This window comes from Hydrogenophaga sp. H7 (assembly GCF_002025745.1).
GTDB lineage: Bacteria > Pseudomonadota > Gammaproteobacteria > Burkholderiales > Burkholderiaceae_C > Hydrogenophaga > Hydrogenophaga pseudoflava.
Genome location: NZ_MCIC01000019.1, coordinates 168,723 through 194,795 on the forward strand (window position 1 = coordinate 168,723; position 26,073 = coordinate 194,795).

The 26,073-nt window shown below is 63.8% G+C and carries 28 protein-coding genes; 14 read left to right on the forward strand and 14 right to left on the reverse strand.

Going from position 1 to position 26,073, the window contains the following annotated elements; genetic code table 11:
- Window positions 1-75: 75 nt before the first annotated feature.
- Window positions 76-1,695, forward strand: a complete 1,620-nt coding sequence (locus BC358_RS20405; RefSeq protein WP_079367227.1) for a 4-hydroxyphenylacetate 3-hydroxylase family protein — start codon at window positions 76-78, stop codon at window positions 1,693-1,695.
- Window positions 1,696-2,046: 351 nt separating this feature from the next.
- Here BC358_RS20405 and BC358_RS22000 read toward each other — a convergent pair whose 3' ends face one another.
- Window positions 2,047-2,400, reverse strand: coding sequence for a hypothetical protein (locus BC358_RS22000; protein ID WP_143434383.1), 354 nt, complete (start codon window positions 2,398-2,400; stop codon window positions 2,047-2,049).
- 159 nt (window positions 2,401-2,559) lie between these two features.
- Here BC358_RS22000 and BC358_RS20415 point away from each other — a divergent pair, with 159 nt between their 5' ends.
- The gene (locus BC358_RS20415; RefSeq protein WP_079367229.1) at window positions 2,560-2,826 is read left to right on the forward strand and encodes a helix-turn-helix domain-containing protein; all 267 of its coding nucleotides are present in this window, start codon (window positions 2,560-2,562) and stop codon (window positions 2,824-2,826) included.
- 43 nt (window positions 2,827-2,869) lie between these two features.
- Here BC358_RS20415 and BC358_RS20420 read toward each other — a convergent pair whose 3' ends face one another.
- Complete coding sequence (locus BC358_RS20420; RefSeq protein WP_079367230.1) at window positions 2,870-4,180, reverse strand: Y-family DNA polymerase; 1,311 nt, start codon at window positions 4,178-4,180, stop codon at window positions 2,870-2,872.
- Window positions 4,181-4,207: 27 nt separating this feature from the next.
- Complete coding sequence (locus tag BC358_RS20425; RefSeq protein WP_143434384.1) at window positions 4,208-4,648, reverse strand: LexA family transcriptional regulator; 441 nt, start codon at window positions 4,646-4,648, stop codon at window positions 4,208-4,210.
- Between the two features lie 44 nt (window positions 4,649-4,692).
- On the opposite strand from BC358_RS20425, the gene BC358_RS20430 reads away from it, so the two are divergent.
- Both BC358_RS20430 and BC358_RS22010 read left to right on the forward strand, forming a co-directional pair.
- Window positions 4,693-5,367: an SOS response-associated peptidase gene (locus BC358_RS20430; RefSeq protein WP_079367231.1), complete on the forward strand. Its 675-nt coding sequence runs from the start codon at window positions 4,693-4,695 to the stop codon at window positions 5,365-5,367.
- A gap of 501 nt (window positions 5,368-5,868) precedes the next feature.
- On the forward strand, window positions 5,869-6,066 hold the full coding sequence (locus BC358_RS22010; protein ID WP_143434385.1) for a hypothetical protein: 198 nt from the start codon (window positions 5,869-5,871) through the stop codon (window positions 6,064-6,066).
- Here BC358_RS22010 and BC358_RS20440 read toward each other — a convergent pair.
- Window positions 6,050-6,403 (reverse strand): thermonuclease family protein, encoded by a 354-nt coding sequence (locus BC358_RS20440; protein ID WP_079367233.1) that lies wholly within the window; start codon window positions 6,401-6,403, stop codon window positions 6,050-6,052. The two genes, BC358_RS22010 and BC358_RS20440, sit on opposite strands and share 17 nt — an antisense overlap.
- Before the next feature lie 401 nt (window positions 6,404-6,804).
- On the opposite strand from BC358_RS20440, the gene BC358_RS20445 reads away from it, so the two are divergent.
- From BC358_RS20445 to BC358_RS20470, 6 genes are all read left to right on the forward strand, one after another.
- A complete protein-coding gene (locus tag BC358_RS20445) occupies window positions 6,805-7,005 on the forward strand; it encodes a hypothetical protein (RefSeq protein WP_079367234.1) in 201 nt (66 codons plus the stop codon).
- 453 nt (window positions 7,006-7,458) lie between these two features.
- On the forward strand, window positions 7,459-8,640 hold the full coding sequence (locus BC358_RS20450; RefSeq protein WP_079367235.1) for an MFS transporter: 1,182 nt from the start codon (window positions 7,459-7,461) through the stop codon (window positions 8,638-8,640).
- A gap of 43 nt (window positions 8,641-8,683) precedes the next feature.
- Complete coding sequence (locus BC358_RS20455; RefSeq protein WP_243721735.1) at window positions 8,684-9,112, forward strand: PepSY domain-containing protein; 429 nt, start codon at window positions 8,684-8,686, stop codon at window positions 9,110-9,112.
- A gap of 107 nt (window positions 9,113-9,219) precedes the next feature.
- On the forward strand, window positions 9,220-9,885 hold the full coding sequence (locus tag BC358_RS20460; protein ID WP_079367236.1) for a response regulator transcription factor: 666 nt from the start codon (window positions 9,220-9,222) through the stop codon (window positions 9,883-9,885).
- Window positions 9,861-11,219 carry an ATP-binding protein gene (locus BC358_RS20465; protein ID WP_079367237.1) on the forward strand — a complete coding sequence of 453 codons (1,359 nt, stop codon included), beginning with the start codon at window positions 9,861-9,863 and terminating at the stop codon, window positions 11,217-11,219. The genes BC358_RS20460 and BC358_RS20465 overlap by 25 nt, the downstream gene beginning before the upstream one ends.
- Window positions 11,220-11,234: 15 nt before the next feature.
- Window positions 11,235-13,382: a bifunctional DedA family/phosphatase PAP2 family protein gene (locus BC358_RS20470; protein ID WP_079367238.1), complete on the forward strand. Its 2,148-nt coding sequence runs from the start codon at window positions 11,235-11,237 to the stop codon at window positions 13,380-13,382.
- Between the two features lie 296 nt (window positions 13,383-13,678).
- Here BC358_RS20470 and BC358_RS20475 read toward each other — a convergent pair whose 3' ends face one another.
- The 10 genes from BC358_RS20475 to BC358_RS20520 form a co-directional block, all read right to left on the reverse strand.
- Window positions 13,679-14,089: a diacylglycerol kinase gene (locus tag BC358_RS20475; RefSeq protein WP_079367239.1), complete on the reverse strand. Its 411-nt coding sequence runs from the start codon at window positions 14,087-14,089 to the stop codon at window positions 13,679-13,681.
- A complete protein-coding gene (locus BC358_RS20480) occupies window positions 14,076-14,819 on the reverse strand; it encodes a phosphatase PAP2 family protein (RefSeq protein WP_243721734.1) in 744 nt (247 codons plus the stop codon). Before BC358_RS20480 ends, BC358_RS20475 begins: the two co-directional genes overlap by 14 nt.
- Before the next feature lie 11 nt (window positions 14,820-14,830).
- Window positions 14,831-16,492, reverse strand: coding sequence for a phosphoethanolamine transferase (locus tag BC358_RS20485; protein WP_079367241.1), 1,662 nt, complete (start codon window positions 16,490-16,492; stop codon window positions 14,831-14,833).
- Between the two features lie 277 nt (window positions 16,493-16,769).
- The gene (locus BC358_RS20490; protein ID WP_079367242.1) at window positions 16,770-18,194 is read right to left on the reverse strand and encodes a HAMP domain-containing sensor histidine kinase; all 1,425 of its coding nucleotides are present in this window, start codon (window positions 18,192-18,194) and stop codon (window positions 16,770-16,772) included.
- Window positions 18,194-18,853 carry a response regulator transcription factor gene (locus BC358_RS20495; protein ID WP_079367243.1) on the reverse strand — a complete coding sequence of 220 codons (660 nt, stop codon included), beginning with the start codon at window positions 18,851-18,853 and terminating at the stop codon, window positions 18,194-18,196. Before BC358_RS20495 ends, BC358_RS20490 begins: the two co-directional genes overlap by 1 nt.
- A gap of 524 nt (window positions 18,854-19,377) precedes the next feature.
- Window positions 19,378-21,066: a recombinase family protein gene (locus BC358_RS20505; protein ID WP_079367245.1), complete on the reverse strand. Its 1,689-nt coding sequence runs from the start codon at window positions 21,064-21,066 to the stop codon at window positions 19,378-19,380.
- Window positions 21,066-21,461, reverse strand: coding sequence for a DUF2924 domain-containing protein (locus tag BC358_RS20510; RefSeq protein WP_079367246.1), 396 nt, complete (start codon window positions 21,459-21,461; stop codon window positions 21,066-21,068). Before BC358_RS20510 ends, BC358_RS20505 begins: the two co-directional genes overlap by 1 nt.
- Window positions 21,458-21,811, reverse strand: coding sequence for a DUF3489 domain-containing protein (locus BC358_RS20515; protein ID WP_079367247.1), 354 nt, complete (start codon window positions 21,809-21,811; stop codon window positions 21,458-21,460). The genes BC358_RS20510 and BC358_RS20515 overlap by 4 nt, the downstream gene beginning before the upstream one ends.
- Window positions 21,812-21,963: 152 nt before the next feature.
- Window positions 21,964-22,176: a hypothetical protein gene (locus BC358_RS22015; protein WP_143434386.1), complete on the reverse strand. Its 213-nt coding sequence runs from the start codon at window positions 22,174-22,176 to the stop codon at window positions 21,964-21,966.
- Between the two features lie 49 nt (window positions 22,177-22,225).
- Complete coding sequence (locus BC358_RS20520) at window positions 22,226-22,558, reverse strand: helix-turn-helix transcriptional regulator (protein WP_079367248.1); 333 nt, start codon at window positions 22,556-22,558, stop codon at window positions 22,226-22,228.
- Window positions 22,559-22,674: 116 nt separating this feature from the next.
- Between BC358_RS20520 and BC358_RS20525 the strand changes: the two genes are divergently transcribed.
- The 4 genes from BC358_RS20525 (at window position 22,675) to BC358_RS20540 (ending at window position 25,983) form a co-directional block, all read left to right on the forward strand.
- Entirely contained in the window at window positions 22,675-23,646 is a 972-nt protein-coding gene (locus tag BC358_RS20525) for a restriction endonuclease (RefSeq protein ID WP_079367249.1), read from the forward strand.
- Window positions 23,647-23,648: 2 nt separating this feature from the next.
- Entirely contained in the window at window positions 23,649-24,287 is a 639-nt protein-coding gene (locus tag BC358_RS20530) for an NUDIX hydrolase (RefSeq protein ID WP_079367250.1), read from the forward strand.
- A gap of 26 nt (window positions 24,288-24,313) precedes the next feature.
- Window positions 24,314-24,622, forward strand: a complete 309-nt coding sequence (locus BC358_RS20535; protein ID WP_079367251.1) for a hypothetical protein — start codon at window positions 24,314-24,316, stop codon at window positions 24,620-24,622.
- A 347-nt stretch (window positions 24,623-24,969) separates the two neighbouring features.
- A complete protein-coding gene (locus tag BC358_RS20540; protein WP_079367252.1) occupies window positions 24,970-25,983 on the forward strand; it encodes a hypothetical protein in 1,014 nt (337 codons plus the stop codon).
- Window positions 25,984-26,073 lie beyond the last annotated feature (90 nt).

The window sequence follows — 26,073 nt, forward strand, 5'->3', positions numbered from 1 at the left end:
ATTGTAAACGTTGACCATTTGCATTGAACAGTGTTTAATTGAGATGCTAAATGTTCAATCTTCCTGGAGACAACCATGCCTGCCGCTTCCTCCGACGCCGTCACCAAAGTCAACCTGATGTCCGGCGACGCCTACCGCGAGTCGCTGCGCCGCTACAAGCCGAAGGTCTTTGTCGATGGTCGCGAGGTGACCAGCGTGGTCGATGACCCGTCGCTGCGCCCCGGCGTCAACGCCCTTGCATTCACCTACGACTACGCTCTGCGCGATGAGTTGGAGCCGATCGCACTGGCCACCCAGACCAGCCGCAACCGGGTCGTCAGCCGCATGCTGCACGTCAACGAGTCGGCAGGTGACCTGCTGAACAAGCTGGAAGCCGTGCGGGTGCTGTGCCAGGAGACCGGCTGCGCACAGCGCTACCTGGCGCACGACGCGCTGAACGGTATCGCCCAGGCCACGGCCCGCATCGACGATGCCAAGGGCAGCACCGAACACCGCGGCCGCTTCGAGGCCTACCTGGCCCATGTGCAGGACAACGACTTGTCGCTCGGCATCGCAATGACCGACGCCAAGGGCGACCGCAGCCGCAAGCCGCACCAGCAGGCCAACCCCGACACCTACGTTCATGTCGTGGAGCGCAGCGCCAAGGGCATCGTCATCAGTGGCACCAAAGCCATCGTCACCGGCGGCCCGTACATGCACGAGTTCCTGGTCATGCCCAGCCGCAACATGGGCCGCGAGGACGCTGACTTTGCGGTGTGCTGCGCGGTGCGTGTGGACGAGCCGGGCATCACCATCGTGTCCCGCCCGGCAGGCCGACCGGGCGAGAAGGTCGAGCATGGCGAGGCGCTGTTCTCGCGCAAGTACGGCCAATCGACCGCCGTCGTGATCTTCGACAGCGTGTTCGTGCCGTGGGACCGTGTGTTTTTCGCCGGCGAATGGGCGTACAGCCATGTGCTGACCTACAGCTACGCCACCCACCACCGGCACAGCTGCATCGCCGCCCGGGCCGGCTTCGGTGACCTGCTGATCGGCGCGGGCGCGCTGATGTGCGAGGCCAACGGGCTGGACCCGAGCAAGAAGAGCAACCTGCGCGACCCGATGGTCGAGCTGATCACCATCACCGAAAGCTTCTTCGCATGCGGCGTGGCGGCCAGCGTCTACGCGGAGAAGGACCCGCACAGCGGCTCGTTCATGCCCGAGCCGGTGTTCAGCAACATTGGCAAGCTGCTGCTGGCGACCAAGATCTACGACATGCACCGCATCGCGCACGAGGTGTCGGGCGGTCTGATCGTCGCTTTGCCCGGCCCGGACGAGGACCACAACCCGGCCACGGCCGCGAAGTTGTCCGAGGTGCTGCAGGCGACGCCGGACATCCCCTACGACAAGCGCATCCAGACGGCGCGCTTCATCGAAGACCTCACCGCTTCCTACCAGGGCGGCTGGTACTCGGTGATCAGCCTGCACGGCGGTGGCTCACCGGCGGCGATGAAGCAGGAGATCTGGCGCAACTACCCGGTGGGGTCGAAGGTAGAACTCGTGGAGCGTCTGCTGGAGCGCGGCGTGCTGCATGACGAAAAGCGAGGCATAACGAAGAACCGGCAGCCAGGGAAGTGCTGCGACACCGGCTGCACCACGCCGGGCCAACCGGTGATGGTGGCGTTGCCCGAAAGTCGGCGCGCCGGCGTTGCGGAATGAATGACGGCTCCGGCGGGTCGGCCCACTACAGCGAACTTCCGCTGGGGGTCGAGAGGACCCGTTCACACACGTTGGAAGCCGCCATTCCCGGAAGTCTCACAAGTCTCCTCCCGCCAAGTGACCGGTTCAAGTGGTAGACCGGTCTCTTGCGGTACTGACCGATGAAATCTCTGCTGTGGCACTTTGAACATGGCACGACGCCGAAGTCGAGCGGCAGCAACCAGCCTTATCCTGCCTCACGGATGTGATGTCGTTCCAAGCCGAAATCGCTTGCCTCGAGAGTGATTTCAACCTCTCCCTCGAAAAGAGGTCCGGTCGCAAAAGCCTGTTGTACGCCCACAGCGCAGTTGCTCAAGGTCGCACGACGTGGTTCAACCTTGAGATCGATTTCAGACAGGCCACGCGCGTCGGGTAGAGCACCCATCGACGCCTCCATTCTTGATCAGTGATTTGGGTGACCGTCACTGACCCATCAGCGTTCATCGACATGAAGGCCTGGATGTTGGGGCCAGCGAGCTCTCTCACCCATTCCGCGGGTGTCGTTGTTGTGTTGCAGTCGCTCTCATTGAGGTTGGAGACGGACCATTGGAGTGGTTCGGGCTCGTACTTGGGTTTCGGCTTGCTGCTGTTGATTTGTGCGCTGGTTCCCATGATGAAAACAATGAATGCCAGGACGATGGCGGCGTAGATCTTGTCTGAGTTCATGGTGCGTTGAGGTTGTTGGGTGTTGACCGATTCGTTTGGAACTGCTCGAGCGCTGGTTTTTTGGGAGTAGGGCGCCATTCGCTTTTGAGCATCCTGGGGTGTTCGTTTTGTACCATATAAGCGGGTGCATAAGTGGTTCTATCCGGAGAGATTCGCCGGATGAAAACTGCTCAAAACCTGGAACTGATGAGGGCGTTTGCGGCCGAACTCAAAGCACGCCGCAGCGAGCTGGGGATCTCGCAGGAGGAGCTGGCTCACCGCAGCGACGTCAACCGCACCTTCGTGGCCAAACTGGAGTTGGCTCAAAACCAGCCGACGCTGACGGTGCTGCTCAAGCTGGCGGGAGGGCTCGGGGTGGAGCTGCCTGAACTTCTGCAGGTCACGCTCAAGCGCTACAAGACAGAAGCGCGCTTGTCGAAAAAATGAGGGGGGACAAACCTGTAGCCCAACCAGGTTCAAGCTTCTTTGTCTACGCCCTCGCCACTGGCACGTCGGCCAAGCAGGTGGTGTAGGCCGGCGTCCTGCGCTCCTGCTTCATCGTCCACACCCGATTCGTTCCCGGGTTGCCGGTGCCACCGGAGTGCACCGTGCCTTTCCCGAACCGGGTGTTGATCAAGTCCATAGCCGCCATGAGCCGAGAGCGATCACGTGTGGCCGGCGGCTCGTTCGGGTCGCCCAGGTCCAGCTCCCTCTGTTGCACGCTGGCCGGCTGCAGGTCGACCAGGATCACCCCGGCCTTGATGAACTGGTAGCCGGCCACGTACATGAACCGCATGCCAGCGGCCGCGGCCTTGGACAGCGCCAGGGTGTCGTCGGTCGGTCTTCGCAGTGGCACCACCACACTGCGCGAGCACTGGGGCCCAGGGCGGTAGGGTGAGGTGTGCATGAACACCAGCAGCTCGGTGGCCAGGCAGTTCTGCTTGCGCAGCTTTTCAGCGGCCCGCGCTGCAAACTCGCTCACGGCCTCGATCAGCGGTGCGAGCTGGTGAACTGGCTTGCCAAACGAGCGTGTGCAGGCGATCTGCTGCTTGGGGCCCGGTGCATCGTCCAGATCGATGCACGGCTGGCCCTGCAGCTCCCGCACCGTCTTCTCCAGGGTCACGCTCCAACCCCTTCGCGCAGTGGCCGGGTCCATCCGCGTCAGGTCCAGCACCGTGCGGATGCCGCCTTCCCTGAGTTGTTCGGAGATCCGCGGACCCACTCCCCAGACATCCCCCACGTCGGTCGCCTGCAGCACATCGTCCAGGTCCTGGGCGGGCAGGGCGGCCAGGTTGAACACCTGGGCCAGCTCTTTGGGGTAGCTGCCTGGCTTGCGCTCGGCGGTCTTGGCGATGTGGTTGGCCAGCTTGGCCAGCGTCTTGGTGGGCGCCATGCCGATGCAGGTCGGGATGCCCGTCCACTGCAGGATGCGCTCGCGCACCTTGCGGCCACGCGCCACCAGGTCACCGCGCACGCCATGCAGGCCGATGAAGCTCTCGTCGATGGAGTAGATCTCCTGGGTCGGCCCCAGGCCCGCCGCCAGGGTCATCATGCGGTCGCTCATGTCTCCGTACAGCACGAAGTTGGCCGACAGCGCCACCAGACCGGCCGACTCTTCGAGGTGGCGAATCTTGAACCAGGGCGCGGCCATCTTGATGCCCAGGTCCTTGGCTTCGTTGCTGCGAGAGATGGCGCACCCGTCGTTGTTCGACAGCACCACGACCGGACGCCCGTTCAGGCTGGGCCGGAACACCCGTTCGCAGGAGACATAGAAGTTGTTGCCGTCGACCAGCGCGTACATGGCGGAGCCTCTCGCATCGGTGACCGCTCAGGGAACGAACCGCTTGATGCCGCTCGTGACCACGCCCCAGATCTCGATGGTCTGCCCGTCCTTGGGCACGATGTCCGGGAAGGTGGGGTTCGCCGCCTTCAGGCGCATGCGGCCGGCGCGCTGATGCAACTGCTTGACGGTGAAATCCCCGTCCACCACAGCGACCACCACATGCCCATGGACCGCCTTGAGGGCCCGGTCCACCACCAGCAGGTCGCCGTCGTCGATGCCCATGTCCCGCATGGAAGAACCCGCCACGCGAATCAAGAAGGATGCCTGGGGGTGCGGAACCAGGATCTCTGTCAGGTCCAACCGGTTGACCGCGAAGTCCTCAGCAGGCGAGGGAAACCCGGCCCGAACACGGGCCTCGGGCATGGGCAGCACCAGCGGCACGGCCGCCAGCGGCTGGGGTGCGGAGCTGATGCAAATACTGTTCATGCATACAGTATATCCGGTTGACCGTTTCTGGCAAGAATGCGGCCATGTGCTCCAACTACGACGCTTGCACCGACACCGAGCGCCTGCGCCTGCACTTCGGGGTGACGCTGCCGCCAGGGACCAACCTGCGCACGGACGTCTGGCCGACCTACTCAGCGCCCTTCGTGCGGCGCCATCCGAACGTCGATGTGGGCGACGACGCCGTACCGCCGCGCGAGGCGCTGCAGGGACTCTTTGGTCTGGTGCCGCACTGGGCCGGGGAGGTGGCCTTCGGGCGGCGCACCTACAACGCCAGGTCGGAGACCGTGGCGGAGAAGCCGAGTTTCAGGGATGCGTGGCGCAAGGGGCAGCACTGCATCGTGCCGGTCGAGGCGGTGGTGGAGCCGGACTGGCGAAGTGGGAAGGTCATCCCGACCAAGATCAAGCGCAAGGACGGTTTGCCCATGGGTGTTGCTGGTCTGTGGGCCACCAAGCGGTTGGACTCAGGTGAGGATGTCCTGAGTTTCACCATGCTCACGGTGAACGCCGACGACCACGAGCTGTTCAAGCACTTTCACAAGCCCGGCGACGAAAAGCGCATGGTGGTCATCCTGCACGAGCACCAGTACGACGAATGGCTGAGCGCGCCACCAGCCAAGTCCATGGAGTTCATGAAGCAGTTCCCGGCGCACATGCTGATCTCGATACCGGATCCGGAGCGGGGGAAACGCAAACGTTGACAGGCCCGGCCAAACGCCGGTGCGCTGAAGAACTAGAGTGCAAACCACGGGGGATGACGATGAACACAAAGATGGTCGGCATCTGCCTGGTGCTGCTTGCGCCGCTCTCTGCAGCTGCCCAGGTACCGGCGATCCTGCTTGAGGCCTGCAGCCTTCTGGAAAGTGCACCCAAACGGATTGAGTGTCTGCAGGCTGCGAACTAGAGCGCTGTCATAGGAACCAGGGCATACGCGCCGCAGACGGTGTACTCGGCAAGACCCAGCAGCAAAGCAATGGGAGCCGCCCAGTTGGCGCCAGTACCGAACTCGAGCTTCACGGCGCCAAGTGGCCAGACCTGCTTCGTTGGCCCCAGGGGCGGGACCTACACCATCACCAAGAGCGGGAGGAAGAACTATGGCGGCTGCTGAGCCACGCATCATCACGTTGCTAATCGACAAGATCCAGTCCGGTCTGTACAGAGCGGAAGCCCAATCGCACGGGAGCCAAGTCACGGAGCCATCCGTGTACAGCAGCATCAGCGATGCCATTCGTGTGGAGGCGCGCGCTGTCCCAAGTAGCTTCGCCCAGTACATGGAAGTGCGCTACTGCGGCCTCTCCAGTGGCACGCTTGGTCTTGAGGAAGCCGTACAACGATGCGAGGTGATCGCATCCCGCCTGTTGTCACTCAACGCGGAAATGAAGGCTATGGCTGCGGTGTAGAACGGCGTTGCTGGCGCCAGTCCCAAGGTGCCACCGGAACCGGGTTGGCCCACAGGCCGCGTCGATCCGCCTTGGCGCCTCTCTGCAGCGGGTACAGGTCCTCATAACCATCTGAGTACCTGTCGAACACCCAGGCCAGCCCGGCGGCCACCTGCGAACGTCCCACGTCCTGTCCCTGGCACTGCACATCGGCCACCTTGCGGCCGTACCTGTCCTTTGTGGTAGACCTGATCGTGGCAGTCTCGCGGTGACACAGATCGGCAAGTGCCTGGCGCGAGCGCTGACCGAAGGGCTGGGCCTTCTCTGGTGCATCGATCCCGCCGATGCGCACCTTCACCTGTTCATAGGCCTCAGGCTCGCCACAACGGGCGGTGAGGGTGTCGCTTCAATCGCATGCCCATCCCCAACTAGGATGAACGAAATCCACAGCATCAAGTCGGGGACATCGGGGACAGTACCTTGTAGGTGACTCCTGTGTTGGTCGCGGAGGAAATCTTGGAGCGCGACCTCTGGTACCGAGATGACTTCAAACGATGGTGCTTGCGGGCTGGCCGCAGCTGTACCCCGTGGTGTGAGCGGGTTTCCGATTGACGAAGAGGGCGCCGATCGCCATGGGCGGACTATGATGAAACATCGAACGCCCGGGAACTTCATACAGCAGCGCAAATGCCATTTGCAGACAAGAGTTTTCGCAACCGAAAAGTCCTTCAACCCGATCACAGGCCTCCCAATGTACCGATGGGCGACCAGCGCTTTCGTGAGTTGATGAGTGAGATGGGTGCGGCCTTCGCCCAAGCCGATGATGGTGATGAGAAGCGCAGGCAGGCCAGAGAGCGTGAGAGCCAGCGTGAACAGTGGCTGGCCCAGCGAGAAGCGGTAATCGTTGAGATCGTCACCACCATGCGTCAGCATGGTTTGAGCATCGAGGACCTGACCTGAAGGGAGGGCCCTGAGGGCTGCCGTCTGTTCGGTTGATTCCCATCTCAGCCCTTTGGCGGTTTGGCAGCATGACTGCTTCAGGCTGGCTGCTGCCGATGACCCAGCAGACCTTAAGGTCGGCCACCATGGTCACCTGTCATTCATGGATGAAGGGTCGAACGACCGCTGCACCCCCGTTACAGGGCGCTCAACACATGCCAGACTGATCGCGCTTCGAGAACGACTTCCCGCGCCCGAGGTGAGCGGCTGTGCCTGACCCGCTGCGGTCGGTAGACGCAGCTGTGAATCACACTTGGAGGGCGACTCCAACCCACAACAGGGTAGCAGCGGTTTTGATGCGGCCGCTCAGCATCTCTCCGTACCTGCGCCACCGGTCCGACCGAGCAACCGACGACAAAAGCGCGACTGGACAAGTGCATGATCGCGTGACAACTGCACCGAGCTCACACCTGCATGAATCCATACAGCACTGACCCCGCCAAACTGCCGTCCGCCATTTGGGTACTGGGCTTCGTCAGCATGTTGATGGACATTTCGTCCGAGATGATCCACAGCCTGCTGCCGCTGTTCATGGTGGGCACGCTGGGCGCCAGCGCGCTGGTGGTAGGCTTGGTAGAGGGGCTAGCCGAGTCGACGGCACTGATCGTCAAGGTGTTCTCTGGCGTACTCAGCGACTGGTGGGGCAGGCGCAAGGGCCTGGCAGTAGCCGGTTATGCGCTGGGTGCGCTGACCAAACCGCTGTTCGCGCTGGCACCAGGCATAGGCCTGGTGCTGACAGCGCGCTTGCTCGACCGCGTGGGAAAGGGTGTGCGCGGCGCTCCGCGCGATGCGCTGGTCGCCGACTTCGCGGCACCCGCAATGCGCGGGGCCGCTTTCGGCCTTCGCCAGTCGCTCGACACGGTGGGCGCCTTTCTGGGCCCCTTGCTGGCGGTCGGCCTGATGCTGCTGTGGGCCAACGACTTTCGCGCGGTGTTCTGGGTGGCGGTGGTGCCGGGTTTGCTGGCCGTGGCGCTGCTGGTGCTGGGTGTGCGCGAGCCCGAGCGCCCCGCAGGCCTGCGGCGCAGCAACCCGATCCGGCGTGAGAACCTGCGCCGCCTGGGCGGCACCTACTGGTGGGTGGTGGGGTTGGGCGCGGTGTTCACACTGGCGCGCTTCAGCGAGGCCTTTCTGGTGCTGCGCGCCGAGCAAAGCGGCGTGCCGCTGGCCCTGGTGCCGCTGGTGATGGTGGCGATGAATGGGGTCTATGCCGCATCGGCCTACCCCTTTGGCCGGCTGGCCGACCGCATGGACCACCGCACGCTACTGGCGCTGGGCCTGGCGGTGCTGATCGCAGCCGATCTGGTGCTGGCCAGCGGTACGCACTGGGCCACGCTGCTGGCCGGGGTGGCGCTGTGGGGCGTGCACATGGGCATGACGCAGGGCCTGCTGGCGACCATGGTGGCCGACACCGCACCAGACGATCTGCGCGGAACGGCTTTCGGCTTTTTCAACCTGGTCAGCGGTGTGGCGCTGCTGGCGGCCAGTGTGCTGGCCGGCCTGCTGTGGGACCAGCTGGGCGCGAACTTCACCTTCTATACCGGAGCGGCGTTCAGCGCGCTGGCACTGGCCGTGCTGCTGCTGCGCGGGCTGCGCTGAAAACCCTGCTGAGCGCTCAAGCGACGCTTCAATCGCTGCCCTAATGCTGCGCTATATCTGCACGCTCATGATCCATTCCGTCGACAGCGATTTTGCTGCGACGAACCCTACCAAGGAAATCACCATGAACCGCAAAAACACCCTCTCCATGATCATCGCCGCAGCCGGTCTGGCCACCGCTGGCGGACTGGCTTTTGCCAGCCAGGCGACCACCACCAACGACGCCCATGCCGATCTGGCCAAAGCGCAGATCACGCTGGAGCAAGCGGTGGGCTCCGCGCTGGGGCAGCACCCTGGCGGCAAGGCCACCAAGGCCGAGCTGGAGAGCAAAAAGGGCAGCGCGTATTTCGACGTCGAGGTCGCCACGGCAGACCAGAAGGTGTTCGATGTCAAGATCGATGCCGGCACTGGCAAAGTGCTGTCTAGCCAGCTCGACAAGAACGACGGCGCTGACGAAGGCGACGATGAGTGAGCATGAACCGCCCTGTGCCTACGGCAGGGCGGCTTGTGGCACCTGCCCGGTACCGGCGCCTTGGCGCGCCAGTACCGGGGCCACACAACCCGAGAAGGAGAAACCGCGTGCGCGTGCTGCTGGTGGAAGACGACCCCATGATCGGCCAGGCGATCCAGGCGGCCCTGCGCGACGAGTCGTACGCGGTGGACTGGGTGCGCCATGGCCAGCGGGCGCTGGATGCGCTGGCAACGCAGCACTACGACGTGGTGCTGCTGGACCTGGGGCTGCCGGGCAAAGATGGCATGGCGGTGCTGCAGGCCCTGCGGGGGCGCCAGAACCCGGTGCCGGTGCTGATCATCACCGCGCGCGATGGGCTGGAGGATCGCATCAAGGGGCTGGATGGCGGCGCCGACGACTATGTGCTAAAGCCCTTCGAAATGTCCGAATTGCTGGCCCGTATGCGGGCCGTTTTGCGTCGCAAAGGGGGCCAGGCGGAACCCTTGCTCGTCGGTGCGCAGCTTTCGCTGGACCCCGCCACCCACGAGGCAGCGGCGCAGGGGCGTGCGCCGGTGGTCTTGTCCAACCGGGAGTTCGCCTTGTTGCAGGCCTTGATGTTGCGGCCAGGGGCCATCCTGTCGCGCTCCGAACTGGAAGACCGCGTCTACGGCTGGGGCGAAGAGGTGGAGAGCAATGCGATCGATTTCCTGATCCACGGCCTGCGCAAGAAGCTGGGCGGTGAGGTCATTCGAAATGTCAGAGGTGCAGGATGGATGGTTTCCAAGAGCTCCTGAAGCGCTCCATTCAATGGCGCCTGGCCTGGGGCCTGTCGGCGGCCATCGTGCTGATGGCGCTGCTGGCCGGTTCGGTGGCGTTCTACACCGCGTTCCGGGAGGCCAACGAGTTGCAGGACGACATCCTGCGGCAGGTGGCCGCGCTGATCCGGCAGCAACCTGCCAGCGCATGGCAACAACTGAACGTGCAGGGCACCCATGGCCAGGAGTCGGCGTTCGAATCGCACCTGCTGGTGCAGGCGCTGCCGACGGCCGCTCAGCCACATCCGCCCGGGGCGCTGGGCCTGCCGGCCACGCTGGCCGATGGCCTGCACAGCCTGACGCTGGACGACGACCGCTACCGCGTGCTGGTGGCCTCGCTCGCCGATGGCCGGCGGTTTGTGGTGGCGCAAGAGACCCAGCTGCGCGACGACATTGCTTTGAACAGCGCTGCGCTGACCGTGCTGCCGCTGCTGGTGCTGGTGCCGGTGCTACTGCTGGTGGTGACGCTGCTGGTGCACGGCTTGCTGCGCCCGGTCACGCGGCTGGCCCGCGACATTGACGGGCGCAGCGATCAGGACCTGCAAGCGCTGCAGGACGCCCAGCTGCCGACGGAGATTCGGCCCTTTGTCAACGCCATCAACCGGCTGCTGGCGCGGGTGGCCGAGGCCGTGGACAGCCAGCGCCGTTTTGTGGCCGACGCCGCGCACGAGCTGTGCTCGCCCTTGACGGCGCTGTCGCTGCAGGCCGAGCGACTGGCCGCCACCGAACTGCCACACGAAGCGCGGCAGCGGCTGCAGGTGTTGCGCCAGGGAATTGAGCGCGGGCGCAACCTGCTCGATCAGTTGCTGACGCTGGCCCGCGCGCAAGCGGTGAGCCACGAGCCGGTACAGCCGGTGTCGGTGCAGCACGTTTACCGCCGCGTGCTGGAGGCTTTGATGCCGCTGGCGCATGCGCGCAACGTTGACCTGGGCATGATCGACGGGCCGGATGCGCAGGTACAGGTGCCCGAACTGGCCTTGTTCACGCTGGTGCGCAATGTGGTGGACAACGCGATCCGCTACACACCAGAAGGTGGGGTGGTGGACCTGCGGCTGCACGCCGATACCCGGCAGGTGGTACTGGAGGTCGAAGACAACGGCCCCGGCATCCCCGCCGACGAACGCGAACGCGTGCTCGACCCGTTCTACCGCGTGCTGGGCAACGAGGAACCGGGTTCGGGACTGGGGCTGTCCATCGTCTCGACCCTGGCGCAGCGGCTGGGCGGCCGGCTGGAGCTGCGCGACGCCACCCACTACCCGCACGGCCTGAACGTGCGCCTGACGCTGGCCCCGGGCGCAGCGCCGCAGCCCTGAGAGCGAGCCAACACGATGGACCGCTACCTGAACCTGCTGACGCCCGTCATTGAGCAGCATCACCTGCTGGGCTACGGGCTGGCCTTTGCCATCGCCTTGCTGGAGACTGTGCTGGTCGCGGGCCTGCTGCTGCCCGGCTCGACGGTGCTGTTGCTGCTGGGCGCGTTGTCCGCCGGGGGGCAGCTGGGGTTTGCCGGCGTGCTGTGTTTCGCGATCGCGGGCGCGATCGTTGGCGACAACTTCAACTTCTGGCTCGGCCAGCGCTATGGCAGCCACTGGGCCAAGAACGGGCTGTGGGGGCTGGGGCCGGAGCACTTTGCCAAAGCGCAGGGTTTTTTTGACCGGCACGGCGCCAGCAGCGTTTTCCTCGGGCGCTTCATTCCGTCGGTCAAGGAACTGGCGCCGGTGGTGGCCGGCATGGTGGGCATGCGCCAGCGCACGTTTGTGTTCTGGAATGTGCTGGGCGCGGTGGGCTGGGGGCTGCAGTGGGTGGGCGGCGGCTATCTGTTCGGGCATTCGATCCGGCTGGCGCAGGCCTGGATGTCGCGCGCCGCCCTGGCCTTGGCGCTGCTGCTGGTCTTCGGGGTGCTGCTGTGGTGGCTGCAGCGGCTTGTGCTGCGCCAGGGCATGAAGCTGTGGCGGGTGCTGGTGTCGCTGGGCCGTTCGCTGCGGCGCGCGCTGGCGGCCAACCCGTGGGTGCGGCGCTGGCAGCATCGGCACCCGGCCACGGCACGTTTTCTGGCGCTGCGCGTGGACCGCACGCATGCCCAGGGCCTGCCCCTGACCCTGGCGGCGTTGAGCCTGGTGTACGTGCTGGCGCTGTTTGTCGGCCTCGTCGAAGATGTCGTCACCTCCGATGCGGTCATCTCGACCGACCATGCCGCAGCGCAACTGGTGGCCGCGCTGCGCCCGCACAGCTGGGTGGCACCGGTGGCCGCCTTCACCCACCTGGGAGCACCTTCGGTGATCGCGGCCCTGCTGGCCTTGACCGCGCTGCTGCTGTGGCGGTCGGGCCTGGGCTATGCGATCACGGGGCTGTTGGTGTCGGTGCTGGGTGCGTCGCTGTTCGGGCATCTGGCCAAACTGACCTTCCAGCGACCCCGGCCCCTGGAGGCGGTGCTGACTGAAACCTCTTACGCCTTCCCCAGCGGCCACGCCACGGTGGCGGTGGCGTTCTACGCGTTTGTGGGCTATGTGCTGGTGCGCCTGAGCCGCACCTGGACCGCGCGGGTGCGGCTGTTCTTTGCGACCGCGCTGCTGGTGCTGCTGATCGGGCTCAGCCGCATCCTGCTGGGTGTGCACTACCTCAGCGATGTGTGGGCCGGGTTCCTGGTGGGCACGATGTGGCTGATCGTGGGGGTGAGCGTCAATGAGTGGCTCAGTGCCCGCGGTCTGTTGACCTGGCAGGCGCCTCTGTCGGTCGGGCGCCGCTGGGCCACCGGGGGCCTGGCGCTGCTGGCGGGCGCTGGCATTCTGGTTTTGCTGCCGGTCCACAGCCCGCCGCGTCGAGCGCCCGAACCCATGACGCCCACCGCCATCCACCAACCTTTGGCGCAGGCGCTGCAGGCCGCCCCGGCGCGCTGGACCACCACGGCCCTGGGGGCGCCAGAGCAGCCGCTGGGTCTGGCGCTGGTGGCGGCGGATGCTGCGGCGCTGCGCGCGCGCCTGCAGCAGGCGGGCTGGCAGGCGGCAGACCCACCCACGCTGCCCAAGCTCTTGCGGCTGCTGCGCGAAGGTGCCCACTACGTTGATGCCCCGCTGGGGCCGGTGTTCTGGGACCGGCAGATGAACGAACTGGCCTTTGTGCGCCAACGCTCTGCCACACCGGGGCAGCCGACGCAGACCCTGCGGCTGTGGGAAACCCCCTGGCGCCTGGGATCGGCGTCGGTTTTTGTTGGGGTGGCGCGCGATCAGACCGCTACCCGGTGGCGCCTGTTGCACCACTCACCGCCCGATGTGGACGCCGCCACCGATCGCGTCGTTGCAACCCTCCAGGCCAGCGCCGGGGCGGTGACGGTCTGCCGCATCGCCTGGGTTGCTCCCGGCACTGGGCGCTATCTGATGGGCCAGCCATTCTTCACGCGCGGAGAGCTTCAAGTGGTCAACGTGGGCACGCCGGCCACCGCCGAGCGGCTTTGCAGCCATACAAAAGAGGCGCCATGAAGCAGCAACTGTTTGCAAATACCGCGCGCCCTGCCTGGGCGGGTATTCGCCATGTCTGGCGCATAGAACGCAACTTTCGAGCCTGGGAAGTGCGACACACGGACCCACACAGTGGCGGGTTGAGGTGCCTCAGGCGCGCTTCAGGTCTGTAGCGGCACGTTTTCGGTCCTGAAATGTTGTGGGTGGGTGTTTCGACTCCCTATTCGTCCGTCTCGGAACACATTGGCCGAAGCTGCCCTAACTTACATCGTCGTAACAAGAGACCAGCGCCGCTCGCGCTCTGACGGACTCGCGGTTCAGGGCCAGAAAACGGTCACCCACACCACGGTTGCCAAACTTAGGCTAATCGCAACCGCAGCGCTTCCGATGTCCTTTGCGCGGCCGAGTAGGGGATGGATTTCTCCGGACACGGCGTCGGCCAATGCTTCGATGGCGGAGTTGATGAGTTCGATCAGCCAAACTTGAAGCACACTGGCGATGAGCAACAGACCCTGCCAACGGTCCGGTGCCCACGCAAGCGCAATCAGGATCAGCGGAATCCCGAGCACGACCTCCTGCCGAAAAGCAGCTTCGACCCGCCAAGCTGCCGCGAAGCCTCGCGCGGAGTAGCCGAAGGCACGCCAGAGGCGGCCCAGGCCACCTGAGCTCTTCAACTTCGCAGCCGGTGTTGCCAGTATGTTGTCCGCTCGGTGGTCAATCGAGTTCATCGTTCGCTTTCCTGAAGTCAAGATATGAGGGACTTGCTGCAGTGCGCCACAAGCGGGTGAGGTGAAACGACAGCACCGCGACGGTCCAGCAAACCCAAGCGGTCCAAAGCGAGTGACTGAGATAGTGCGCACCGCGCATCATCTGTACCCAGCCGAGCCCCAGCCCCACGGTCACGGTGACGATCAACCACCGTTTGGCGGCCACGGGTGAGCGGTCGCGCAACGCGAACCATCCCGGGAGGAACGCGAATGCCGAGGAAGCATGGCCTGATGGGAAGCATCCGCCCGGACCACCGTCTCGGACACCCAGCACCCAATGCGGAACGTACTGAGCGAGCCCGGTGCCGAACTCGGCCAGCGACCACGGGCAACTTGTCGCACTCGTTCGCTTGAGCAGCGGAATCAAGGACACGCACAACAGCGTCGTTGCCAACCACCACACCCGCTCGCGGCGCGACAGACCGCGCACAAACGCCAATGGCCACCACAGGCCTATCACTAGTACTCCGAACCAGGCCCAAGCCAACGCACGCGCACCGCTGTGAAGGACACCACCTGTCAACCAATGGTCACGCCAAACGAAGCCCTGCGCGCTGCCGTACAGCCGAGCAAGGGGTAGGTCGAGTCCGCCGATCTCCCAAGCCACCAACAATACGAGGCCGGCGCAGATCGTCGCCGCATTGCGCAGTGCCGAGCCCTGCGCCTGGTGCGAGACTGCCGGCAGTGACACGGGCGCCACCATCAGCGTCGACACACGGCGGAGATGTCGAGCTCGCGCTCATAGACGCTGGTGTCCACCTGCAGCAGCCCAAGAACAGAATGGAACAACTGGTCATGTCCCCATGGTTTGGCAGTCTGTGCTGCCAGGCAATCAACGTCGAGGCCGAAGCTGCGCATGAAGCCCGGAGACAGCCACCACACCATCGGAACCTGAGTCTGCTCCTTGGGCGCTATCGAATACGGCATCCCGTGCAGGTAAAGGCCGTTTTCTCCCAGTGACTCGCCGTGGTCCGACACGTACAGCATCGCGGTATCGAAGCTCGCCTCGCGGTCCTTCAGAAAGGCGATGGTGCGAGCCAGGATATGGTCGGTGTAAAGCAAGGCGTTGTCGTAGGCATTGACGATCTCCTCGCGGCTGCACTTTCGCAACTCTCCAGTGTCGCAGGTGGGTGCGAATCGACGAAATGCATCGGGGTAGCGCTTGAAGTACGTCGGCCCATGGTTGCCCAGCATGTGCAGCACAATCACCAGATTGCCCTGTGCATCGCGCGCCACGGTGTCCAGGCCGCGCAGCAAGGCCTCATCCATGCAGCGCCCGTCAGCGCACAGCTCGGGTAGTTGGCTCGCATCGATCTGCTGCAGCGGCAGGCCGTCGCAGGTGCCTTTGCAGCCCGACTGGTTATCTCGCCAAAGCACGCCGAAGCCCGCGCGCTTGAGCACGTGCAGGAGCGACTCGCTGCCACGGATGCGGTCTTCGTCGTAGTCGCGGCGGCCAATGGCCGAGAACATGCACGGTAGCGACGTTTCGGTATCGGTGCCGCAGGCGGTCACGTCGCGAAAGTTCAGCACACCGAGTTGGGCCAACTCCGGCGTCGTCTGGCGCGAGTAGCCACTGAGGCCCCAGTTCGCTGCGCGCGCCGTTTCGCCCACTGCAATCACGACCAACGCCGGCCGGGTGCGCGCAGCCCATGAGGATCCGAGTCGCGCATCGGTACCGACCATCGCCCGCGGCTTGCTGGCCTGGTGCGTGTCGGAGGCCAGAACGCGTCCACTCGAATACAGAACGTTCGCCGGCGTGATCAGGTAGCGCAGGTCTTTCTGATTGCGCATCAACGCCGAGAAATCTTGAAACACCAGCAGCACCGAACCGATCAGCAAGACAAACGCGCCGACGATTGTTGCAGCACGCACAACGACCGCACGCGCCAGGGTGCGTTGTGTGATCTGCACCCGCCAGAGCAATGCCAGCGGTACCAGAGCATACAGCAGCAGGTGCGGAACCATACCCCAACTGAACAGCTCACCCGCCTCCGCCACATCGGTGCGGAACACGGCACGCAGGATGCTCGGGTTCAGAAAGACGCCGAAGCGCTGCATGTAGTAGGTGGCGAACGCGGTCGCGACAATCAGCACCGCCAGCAACGGCCGGGCGAAGCGTTGGTGCAACACCAGTAACAGCAGGAAGAGATGCAAGGCGGTCAGCAACAACAGCATCGCACCGCCGAACAGCCAGGTTCCGGTGTCCAACCACGAACGGTCGGCCGTTGCCGTGCGGATGAATGCGGTGTTGCAAGCGAAGGCGAAAAACAGACTGGCCGCCAGCGCGAGCACTTCGGTCGTGACTTTGGGGCGAACTCGCAACCATGCCGAGTCGATGCCATTTGATTCGAGCGCCAACTTCATATGGCGCAAACACCAGACACGCCAAACCGTCGCAAAAAGCTATCTGAGAACTGCATGCGACCGTATGGTCACGATGGCAGCTTAACCGTGACTTAACAACCTCCCATGAGCACTGTCAGTGCTGTGCCTCGGCACAGGTTGGCTCAATGCGAGCTTCAAAATTGGCACAAGGGCAAGTTCAGTTTCTCCGCCAGCGAGATGAAGGCCTGAACTCAACCTACATGGTCAAGTCATTGCCAGCGCGACGTTTGCACTGATAACAACCGTCGAGGTCAGATCACGTCGCGATGGACGGCGTCGTTGCGATTCGATGCCCGACCAGAACAGGCGGGTCTGGCTGCCGCGTGCCTTCAGAAAAGCGCACAACCACCATCAGACCTTTGCCACCGTCGGGCGTCTGCAGACTGACGTGCGCGTTGTGGCGTTCGGCAATCGCCCTTACGATGGCCAGTCCGAGGCCACTGCCACCGCCGTCGTGCGCCAGCGCAGTGGCATCCGCACCTCGATAGAAGCGGTCGAACACGCGGGCCTGCTCGCCCTCCGAAATGCCGGGACCGTTGTCGACCACACGCAGCTCAGGCGAGCCGTTGCAGCAGCTCGCCTCAACATCCACAACGCCACCCGCCGGCGTGTACCGCAGAGCGTTCTCCACCAGATTGTTCAGTAGCACGGTCATCTGCTCGGGATCGGCGGCCACCACGATGCTCGTTGCAACGTTGCCTGGCGTGGTCGCACCGAGGTCTATACCTCTGTGCAAGGCCTTGTTGCTGAAGTTGTCCACAACACTGCGGACGAGTTCAGCAAGATCGACCGGCTCGACGCGTGAGGTCTCGCCGTCCGGCTCTGTACGAGCAACATGCAGCAACTGCTCTACTAGTCGCTGTGATCTGGTTACGCCAGCCTCGAGATCTTGCAGAGCCCGTGCCCGGTCAATCTCGTTCTTTGATCTTTGAAGCAACTTCACTTGCAATCGCAATGCGGTCACTGGCGTGCGCAACTCATGTGCCGCATCGGCGAGAAAGCGCCGTTGCGCCGCAAACGAAACCGCCAGGCGGCTCATCAATTCGTTGATGGACGACACCAGCGGGGCGATTTCAGTGGGCACCTGTTCGACCGGTATCGGCTCCAGCGACCGCGCACTGCGTCGCGCGATGTCTTTAGCCGCTCCTTCCAGCGGGTAGAAGCCGCGTCGCAAGCCGAACACCAGCAATCCGCCGATTCCCACTGTGAGCCCAACCAAAGGCAGAAAGACCTTCTCAGCAGACTCACCAGCCATCTCGTCGCGGGACGCGACACGCTGCGCGGCCTGGGTCACGCCGTCGGCGCCGACTGTGGAATACACGACCCACGCCTCGCCTCCAACCACTGGCTGCGACAACCCTTCGATGTTGGAGAATGGCAGTGCGACGCGGGGGTCAGACGAGAAGATCTTCTGGCCCTGCGCTGTCCACATCAGCGTCACGATCTCCGAGTCATCGGCGATGTCGGTTCGCGTCGGCGACCCGACATCATCGGTCTGCCCGGATTGGTTACCCGCCTGGTGATAGCTCGCCACGGCCGTTGCGACGTGCTGCAGTTCGGCATCGAAGACCTCGTGCATCTCTTCGAGTGTAAAAAAGTAGACCGCCAGCGAAACGAGGAAGGCCCCCAAAGCCAGGGTGCCAAGTGTCCAACCCAACAGTGTTCTTTCAATCGATCGCATCAGCCCTCCGTAACGCGGTAGCCCACGCCGCGCACGTTCATGATCACGGTCGCGCCGAGCTTCTTGCGCAGATAGTGCATGTGCACCTCAATTGCGTTGCTGCCGACCTCCTCCCCCCACCCGTACACGGTTTCCTCCAGCTTCTGGCGCGAAACAACGGTGCCAGGGCGCTGCATCAAGGCTTCCAGCACGGCGAACTCCCGCGTCGACAGTTCAACCGGCCGTCCGCTCTGGGTCACCGAACGCCGCTCCGGGTCGAGACTCAGCGAGCCGATCACCAGCAACGACGAGCCGCTGCCAGCATGGCGCCGCAACACGGCCCGTACACGGGCCAAAAGTTCGTCCGGATCGAAGGGCTTGAGTACGTAGTCATCGGCACCGGCGGTCAGCCCCGCGATCCGGTCCTGTACGGTATCTCTCGCGGAGACAATCACAATAGGTAAGTGATTGCCCATCCTGCGCAGCGTAGTGAGCAGGGCCATGCCATCCTTCTTGGGCAATCCAAGGTCGAGGATGGCCAGGTCATAAGCAACGCTGGACATAGACAACTCGGCGGCATGCCCATCGGTTACCCAGTCCACCGCGAAACCAGCTTGCACCAAGCCTTCGCGAACGGCCTTGCCGATCATGGAGTCATCTTCGATGAGTAGTATTCGCATGGTGTTCGCGAGGATACTTGTTCAGTAGCAGGGAGATACCCCAACCACGAACGCGCGCGCGACCTCGCGCTTGTTGGGTGCGAGCGCGACGCCCGGCTTGAAATGCGAGGCCTAGAAAGTGAATTCGATTTGCTTGCTCTCGCGCACCATCAACAACTCCACTTTGCCGAACAATTTATCGAGCTGCGAATCGTCCCGGCGGTTCACATCCTTGGCAAGGCCGATTGGGCTCGACGTTGATCGCTGGTTCCCCTGCGCGTGAAAGCCGATGTTTGGAGTCGGGAACCAGTCGAAGCAGTAGGTGGCGCGGCGCCAACCGCTCGCGAATGCTCTATGACCGCAGTACATCGCACAACTGCCATTCGTGCCGTCCCCGGTCACTGTACCCTACTGCCGCTTCGTGGCGGGTAGCGTGAGTTCGCCTGGCTACACCCACCGGCAGCAATCGCTGCCCAACAGCCCTTCAGGCAATTTCGCCATAGCGCACATGCCCTGATTGACGAGAGTCTTCCAGCCTCAACCCTTCAACCCATCCCCAACACCTTGCGCTGTTCCGCCCAGTCCAGCGGCAAGGGCAGGGCCTGCATCAACCGGGTAGCCGTCACATCGACGGGGTGATCTCCCGCTGCAATGGCCTGCGTGATGTCCGGCGCCAGCAGGGCCAGGTGCAGCAGTCGAGTCACATACCCGGGACTCACGTTCTCGCTCAGGGCGATGTCTCCGATGCCGTGGCCCAGCCTGGTCAGACGCTCCAGCCAGTTGCGCGCCTTGTTGATCAACTGGATCATGGTCTGATCGGGTTCTGGTGGCCGGTTGGCATTGGCGCCACCGATGACCAGCCGCACCGCCATGCCGCAGCGTTTTCTCTCTGCTTCGACTTCGATCTGAGCCGTTTCCGGACCAGTCCCGGCTTTGACCATGCCGGCACCCAGCAGGTCGACCGTGATCCGCACCGCCGTCGGTCCGACCTCCACAGACTCAACACAGCGCTCCAGCGTTTCCCGGGCGTTCTGTTCCTGATCACTCTTGGCCAGCGCTAGCGCCAGTTTCTGCCCCGCTTCTATGGCGTCTTCCGCCGCCTTGGCATCGCTCCAGCCCACCGCGTCCACCACCCGCTTCGTGTCCGCCGCCCAGTTCCTCAGTGCCTGGACCACCAGTTGCTCGATCTCGTTGGCCGGCAGCCGAACTGGAGTCCCGGGATCGTCCGCTGGTGTCACGTAGTAGCGGTAGCGCTTGTTCCCCTTGCGCGCATGCGAAGGAATCAGCCGCCGCCCCGTCTCGTCAAAGAGTTTCCCACTCAGCAGACTGGGATGGGCCGCATGGGCCTGGCTCTTGTGCCCACTGCGCTGGGCTTCGAGCTTCGCCTGCACGGCATCCCACAGGCTCTTGTCGATCAGCGGCGGGTGCTGCCCCGCGTGTACCTCTCCCTTGTGCACCATCTGACCGATGTAGACCGGGTTGCTCAGGATGCGGTACAGATGCCCGCGGCTGAACGGCTTGTTGCCCCCGAAGCCCGGCCGCTTGTGCTCCCGCTCCGGCGTGAGCCAGCCGCGCTTCTGCAGCTCCTCGCCCAGCTCGGTGACGCTCCCAAGTTTCAAGTACAGCTCGTACATCTCCCGAACCCGGTGCGCCTGCTCCTCATCGGCTTCCAGCGTGCGGCCCTTGGCCCGGTAGCCCACGGGCGGAATGCCCCCCATCCACAGCCCCTTGCGCTTGGACGCGGCAATCTTGTCCCGGATGCGTTCACCGGTCACCTCGCGCTCGAACTGCGCGAACGAGAGCAGCACGTTCAGGGTCAGCCGACCCATTGAGGTGGTGGTGTTGAACTGCTGGGTGACCGATACGAAGGACACCCCCTTGGCATCGAACAGATCCACCAGCTTGGCGAAGTCGGCCAGGGACCGGGTCAGGCGGTCCACCTTGTAGACCACGATCACATTGACCTTGCCCGCTTCGATGTCCTGGATCAGGCGGCGCAGGGCAGGGCGCTCCACATTGCCGCCCGAGAAGCCACCGTCGTCGTAGGCCGTGGGGATCAGGCTCCAGCCCAGACCCTTCTGGCTCAGAACAAAGGCCTCGCAGGCCTCGCGCTGCGCGTGCAGCGAATTGAAGTCCTGCTCCAGCCCTTCTTCGGAGGACTTGCGCGTGTAGATCGCACAAGCCAACGAGGGCAGGGCAGGCGCCCCAGACGATCCAACCGGTTTCGTAGCCATCAGCGCCGCACCCCGAAGAACACCGGCCCGGACCAGTGGGTCCCGGTGATGGCCTTGGCCACCGCACTCAGGCTCTTGTAGGTCTGGCCCTGGTGGGCAAAGCCCTGCGGCAGCACCAGCACCTCGTGGGTGACACCCTGCCACTCCCGCAGCAGCCGGGTGCCCGGTGCCAGCACCGGTGCTGAGGCGGTGCTGCGCAGCACACGTTTGAGACGCGCCGCACCCTTGGGTCCACACCAGTCGTTGTCCAGCATCTGGTCCTGCGCATGCCAGGAGAGGACCCGGCGGATCAGGTTCACCTGCACATGGGCCGGCGGCTCGCGATCGAACAAGGACCGCCAGCGCTCGACCAGTGTGGCCCGGTCCGCCTGAAGGATCTGATCCACCACGCTCATGCTGCCGCCGCCTCCACGATCCGGTAGAGATGAACACCATCGACCCGCTGACACTGAACATCCAGACCCAGGCGCTTGCGCAGCGAACCGCTGAGCATGCCGCGCACGGTGTGGGGCTGCCAGCCCGTGAGCGCCATCATCTGTTCCATGCTGGCACCCGCGGCACTGCGCAGCAGGGTGATCAGCTGAGACTGTTTGGTGGTGGTGATTTCAGGGGTCTGGGCGGGCGCAGGCTTGACCCTTTTGACCACGGGCTTGGGGGAGGGGGCGGCCTTGGATCGAGCGCCAGAAGCAGCGCGGGCAGGCTTGGCCGAGGAAGTCTTGGAAGAGGGGGACGGTTTGCGTTTCATGAATTGCTCCAGTGCCAACAGCGGCACGGAGCGAGTAACGCTCTGTCTTCACGACGGATCAACTGATGCAGCGCAGTAGCCGTGGTGTGTGGTCGTGATTCACATCCGGTGCTTGCCTTGCACGGCGCTCTGCGGCATGTGGTGCGGGCCGATCAGGCGGCAGAACGACCCTGGGTCCATGACGACGCCGAATTCGCAGGCCCGGAGTGGCGCCACTGATCGATCGAGGTGAACTCCAGCTTGCACTGAACACAGCGGTAGGCCCCGCTGGGCGTCATGGCACCGCTGGCGTCGCGCGCGATCACCGGTCGGTAGGCGGTGGCACCACAACGGTGGCAGGCGTTTGCTGGGGTCTTGTTGTCCATGGCTGCATTGTGCTGGCCATCGCACGGATGGGAACAACAAAAGAGGGGATCAATCCATCTCTGCGTGAAGTTCTGCCGCCAGATTCAGCACCTGTTTCCTGCGCTTCGCATCCAGCCGGGTGTACTGAATCAGCAACTCGGCCAGCTTGTCGTCTTCGCAATAGAAGTAGGCCGCCGGAACATCGAGCACCTGCCCCAGGTTCTGGGCGGTGGCAAAGGGCGGTTCATGAATGCCGGTCTCGTAGCGGCTGATGCGGGCGCTGCTGGAACTCTCGTCCAGTCCGATCATGACGCCCAGCTTGTCCTGCGGTACCCCGGCGCGATTGCGGGCGGCACGCAGGCGCCGACCGAATAGCGTTGAAGTGGGGGATTGCCGAGGCATTCATCGATATTCGTAGAACGCTCTGTACATTTCTCTACGTTATTCGTAGACTAAAAAGTGATCTCAGGGAGGACGCTGGTTGTTCGGCATTGGGATCGAGTCAAGAACACAGTCCCATGAACCAGAACATCGATACCGAGAAGCTGCCCGAAGTCGTGCGGTTCATCCCCCGCATCCTCGCCGCCCTGCGCGAGATGAATGGCGTGGCCAAGGCCGGTGCCGTCAAGTCCGCCGTGGTGCAGGCTATTGATGAAGCCGGTGAGAAGGTCAATGACCAGATGCTCGCCAGCGGCGTGCCCAAGTACCAGAACGACATCTACTGGGCGCGCATGTACCTGGTCAATGCGGGTCTGCTGGAGCCGACCAAGACGGCAGGGCACGGGATCTGGAAACTCACCACCGAAGGCTGGGAGTCGCCCCTGGACATGGTCACCGCCGCGGCGATCTATTTCAAGACCGCCAGCAAGGCCAGCAAGAACAAGGACGAGACGGACCTGCCCGCGCCCAGCGGTGACGACCTGCAGCAGGACCTGGAGGGCACGATTAACTGGCAGGTGCAACTCAAGGACATCCTCTGGTCGCTCTCGGACAAAGGGTTTGAGCACCTGTGTGCGGCCATCATGACCAAAAATGGTCTAGACCAGACCAAGGTGACTGGTCAGTCCAACGACAAGGGCGTGGATGGCATCGGCCTGATGTACCTGGACGACGCGGGTCTGTTGTCCATCCGGGTGGCCTGGCAGTGCAAGCGCTACACCGGCAACACCACCGTCTCGTCCGAAGAGATCCGCAACTTCCGCGGCTCGCTGGACCACACGACCGATCACGGGATCTTCTTCACCACCTCGACATTCACGGCCGAGGCCATGAAAGAGAGCGAGGCCCTGGGCAAGACCCCCATCCGCCTGGTCCCGCTGGACCAGCTCATCCAGATGCTCAGGAAACTCGAACTGGGCGTGACCAGCGGCCCGGAACCGGTCGTGGACGCCGCCTTCTTCGAGCAGTACAAAAAGACTTGGCCGAGTGCTCCAACACTGCAATTGCCGTTGACTGTCTCAGCGCAGTCGACCAATGATGTGCTGTGTTGATCATGAAGAGCCTCCACCCCCGCAAAGATGACGCCGGCCGGCAGGTCGAACTCAAGGCCCCCAGCGCGCCCACGAGCCTGGAGAGCTGGGGGGATCCACTTGAGCGGGCCACGGTCATCCCGGACGGGCCGATGCCAGCCAGGCTGAACGGTATCGACGTGGTCTCCTGGATAGGCGCACCCACCGACACCGCCGCATGGGCGACCCTCGCGATACAGCAAACCGAGGTGTTCACTGAGCCGCCGATGATGAGCGCACCCGGCAAAGCCGCCGCTTCGGGCGTGGTGATCCTGGAGGGTAATGGTCGGGTCTGGGTGGTCTCGCCCAGCAATCAGCATGGGGGTTATGTGAACACCTTTCCCAAGGGCAAGTTGGATCCCGGGATGGGCCTGCGTGCCAATGCCCTGAAGGAAGGATTTGAGGAGTCGGGGCTGCAGGTGATCCTGACCGGCTTCCTGTGCGACTCTGTGCGCAGCACCTCGGTGACCCGCTACTACACAGCGAAGCGGGTGGGAGGCCATCCGGCCGACATGTGCTGGGAGAGCCAGGCGGTGCATCTGGTTCCCCGGGACCAGCTGAAGAGCTTCGTCACCCACCCGAACGACCAGGTTGTGCTGCAGGCCTTGGCAGCGTTGGGCTGAACACCCAGGATCAAGGAGCCAGAAGCATGTGGATTTTTCTGCCGAAGAGTTTCATCAGCGTAGTCCAGAAGCCCGGTGACACGGACGTACTTACGGTTCGGGCCCGCATCAAGGGCGACATCGAATCGGTGTTCCCGCAGGCCAAGGTCGAAGTGAACCAGGGGACGGACTACAAGTACCGGGCGAGGGTGCCCCGAGAAGCCGTGGCCCAGGTGCTGCACGACCAGGTGATGAACCTGAGCTGGAGCAACTTCAAGGGGGCTGTGAAAGCCAAGAAGCGGCACGACGCCTACATGAACGTCTGGTCGGCGATGTATGCGGTGCAAGACCGCTGAAAGCCAATACGTCGGTGATCCCGGCGACTGCGATGTGTGCGGTCGACCGCTGAGGGATGAGGGGTTCTTCTGCGACGCGCGGTTGCCGGCCCATGGTGGCCAGTGGGGCGTGCTTTGCAAGACCTGCATGGTGACCGAAGGCATTCGAGCGGGGTGGGGGAGGGCTCAGTTCTACGAGCGCGAAGCATCCTGTTCGAGCGGTCCATCCGCCTCTTCACAACCGCCAGAAGTGCAGTGGCGCTGCGTGGCCGGGCAGCCTCCGGCAGACGTTTCCTGATTGTCTTGACTTGTGTTTTGTCGTCGGCACACTGTGCCGCCGCACACACCTTACATCCGCAAGAAAAGACATGCATCACAACTGGTTCAACCGACTGACCGGCTTCAACGAAGAGGCCTACGCCACCACGCAGGCGCAGATGGAAGTTCAGGGCAACACCCTTCGCTCCAAGGTCAACGGACGCAGCTTTGGCATCGGTCGGTTCGAGATGGTTTCGCTGGCCGAGTTGCGACAACGGGTGGCACAGGAGCAGGTGAAAGCGGCAGCGACACAGGTGAGCATCGTCACAGGCGATGTGAGGCAGATGCACCAGATGCCGCAGTACGAGGGGGCCCTGTTCCAGGTGGCCAGCCAGTTCAATGCGCTGGAGATGGTGGGACCCAGCGTGTCGCCGGAAGACGGCGTGACCCGCTACGAACACGACCGCACGCAGGGGCCGGCCTGTGCGATCGCCGCAGGCGCGGCCACGATCTACCGCAACTACTTCGTGCCGGTGGGCGAGCAGCTTGGGCAGAGCGCCGAGCAACAGCTGGACGGGCTGGCGGACCTTGGAGCAGCGCTCAGTGGCAAGCTGGGTTGCCCGGTCTCCGATCTCTGGCACATGCAGAACGGCTATGCGCTGGCGAGCAGGTCGGGGCTCGACAAGATTGCCGCGCTGTTGCTGAAGATGGATGACGCCGCCAGAAGTGAATTGGCCGGGCATCTGAGGATCGGCTTGCACCAAGACGTGGAGGTGACCGATGGACCGTCCTCACCAGGACCACTGGTCAGCCAGGCGTTCTGCTCCGCGCTGCCTGTGGCCTACGGCAGGGTGGCCCAGCCGCACTGGCAAGGCTTCGCTCAACTCGTGCTGGATGCCGCCTACGAAGCGACCCTGCTCGCGGGTGTGCTCAACAGCCGCCAAGGCGGTTCGAACACCGTGCTGCTGACCATGCTCGGAGGCGGTGCCTTCGGCAACGCGACGGAGTGGATTCACGCCGCCATCGAACGCGCGCTCAGGAAGGCGCAGGGCCATGGTCTGGATGTGCGCCTGGTGAGCTATGGGCCGCCTCCGGCGCAGTTAAGGGCGCTGGTAAACGTTTAAGCGGCCACCCGGTATTTCAGAACTGTCCGGTTTCCGAGGGAACGTCACTTTGAGGTGATTAGAGCTCGGCGAGAAGCTCTCCCAATGGCG

Coding starts and splice junctions, on each gene's coding strand:
- BC358_RS20405 (WP_079367227.1), top strand. CDS start 76: ATGCCTGCCGCTTCCTCCGACGCCGTCACCAAAGTCAACCTGATGTCC.
- BC358_RS22000 (WP_143434383.1), bottom strand. CDS start 2,400: ATGAACTCAGACAAGATCTACGCCGCCATCGTCCTGGCATTCATTGTT.
- BC358_RS20415 (WP_079367229.1), top strand. CDS start 2,560: ATGAAAACTGCTCAAAACCTGGAACTGATGAGGGCGTTTGCGGCCGAA.
- BC358_RS20420 (WP_079367230.1), bottom strand. CDS start 4,180: ATGTACGCGCTGGTCGACGGCAACAACTTCTATGTCTCCTGCGAACGG.
- BC358_RS20425 (WP_143434384.1), bottom strand. CDS start 4,648: ATGAACAGTATTTGCATCAGCTCCGCACCCCAGCCGCTGGCGGCCGTG.
- BC358_RS20430 (WP_079367231.1), top strand. CDS start 4,693: ATGTGCTCCAACTACGACGCTTGCACCGACACCGAGCGCCTGCGCCTG.
- BC358_RS20445 (WP_079367234.1), top strand. CDS start 6,805: ATGGGCGACCAGCGCTTTCGTGAGTTGATGAGTGAGATGGGTGCGGCC.
- BC358_RS20450 (WP_079367235.1), top strand. CDS start 7,459: ATGAATCCATACAGCACTGACCCCGCCAAACTGCCGTCCGCCATTTGG.
- BC358_RS20455 (WP_243721735.1), top strand. CDS start 8,684: ATGCTGCGCTATATCTGCACGCTCATGATCCATTCCGTCGACAGCGAT.
- BC358_RS20465 (WP_079367237.1), top strand. CDS start 9,861: ATGGATGGTTTCCAAGAGCTCCTGAAGCGCTCCATTCAATGGCGCCTG.
- BC358_RS20470 (WP_079367238.1), top strand. CDS start 11,235: ATGGACCGCTACCTGAACCTGCTGACGCCCGTCATTGAGCAGCATCAC.
- BC358_RS20475 (WP_079367239.1), bottom strand. CDS start 14,089: ATGAACTCGATTGACCACCGAGCGGACAACATACTGGCAACACCGGCT.
- BC358_RS20485 (WP_079367241.1), bottom strand. CDS start 16,492: ATGAAGTTGGCGCTCGAATCAAATGGCATCGACTCGGCATGGTTGCGA.
- BC358_RS20490 (WP_079367242.1), bottom strand. CDS start 18,194: ATGCGATCGATTGAAAGAACACTGTTGGGTTGGACACTTGGCACCCTG.
- BC358_RS20495 (WP_079367243.1), bottom strand. CDS start 18,853: ATGCGAATACTACTCATCGAAGATGACTCCATGATCGGCAAGGCCGTT.
- BC358_RS20505 (WP_079367245.1), bottom strand. CDS start 21,066: ATGGCTACGAAACCGGTTGGATCGTCTGGGGCGCCTGCCCTGCCCTCG.
- BC358_RS20510 (WP_079367246.1), bottom strand. CDS start 21,461: ATGAGCGTGGTGGATCAGATCCTTCAGGCGGACCGGGCCACACTGGTC.
- BC358_RS20515 (WP_079367247.1), bottom strand. CDS start 21,811: ATGAAACGCAAACCGTCCCCCTCTTCCAAGACTTCCTCGGCCAAGCCT.
- BC358_RS22015 (WP_143434386.1), bottom strand. CDS start 22,176: ATGGACAACAAGACCCCAGCAAACGCCTGCCACCGTTGTGGTGCCACC.
- BC358_RS20520 (WP_079367248.1), bottom strand. CDS start 22,558: ATGCCTCGGCAATCCCCCACTTCAACGCTATTCGGTCGGCGCCTGCGT.
- BC358_RS20525 (WP_079367249.1), top strand. CDS start 22,675: ATGAACCAGAACATCGATACCGAGAAGCTGCCCGAAGTCGTGCGGTTC.
- BC358_RS20530 (WP_079367250.1), top strand. CDS start 23,649: ATGAAGAGCCTCCACCCCCGCAAAGATGACGCCGGCCGGCAGGTCGAA.
- BC358_RS20535 (WP_079367251.1), top strand. CDS start 24,314: ATGTGGATTTTTCTGCCGAAGAGTTTCATCAGCGTAGTCCAGAAGCCC.
- BC358_RS20540 (WP_079367252.1), top strand. CDS start 24,970: ATGCATCACAACTGGTTCAACCGACTGACCGGCTTCAACGAAGAGGCC.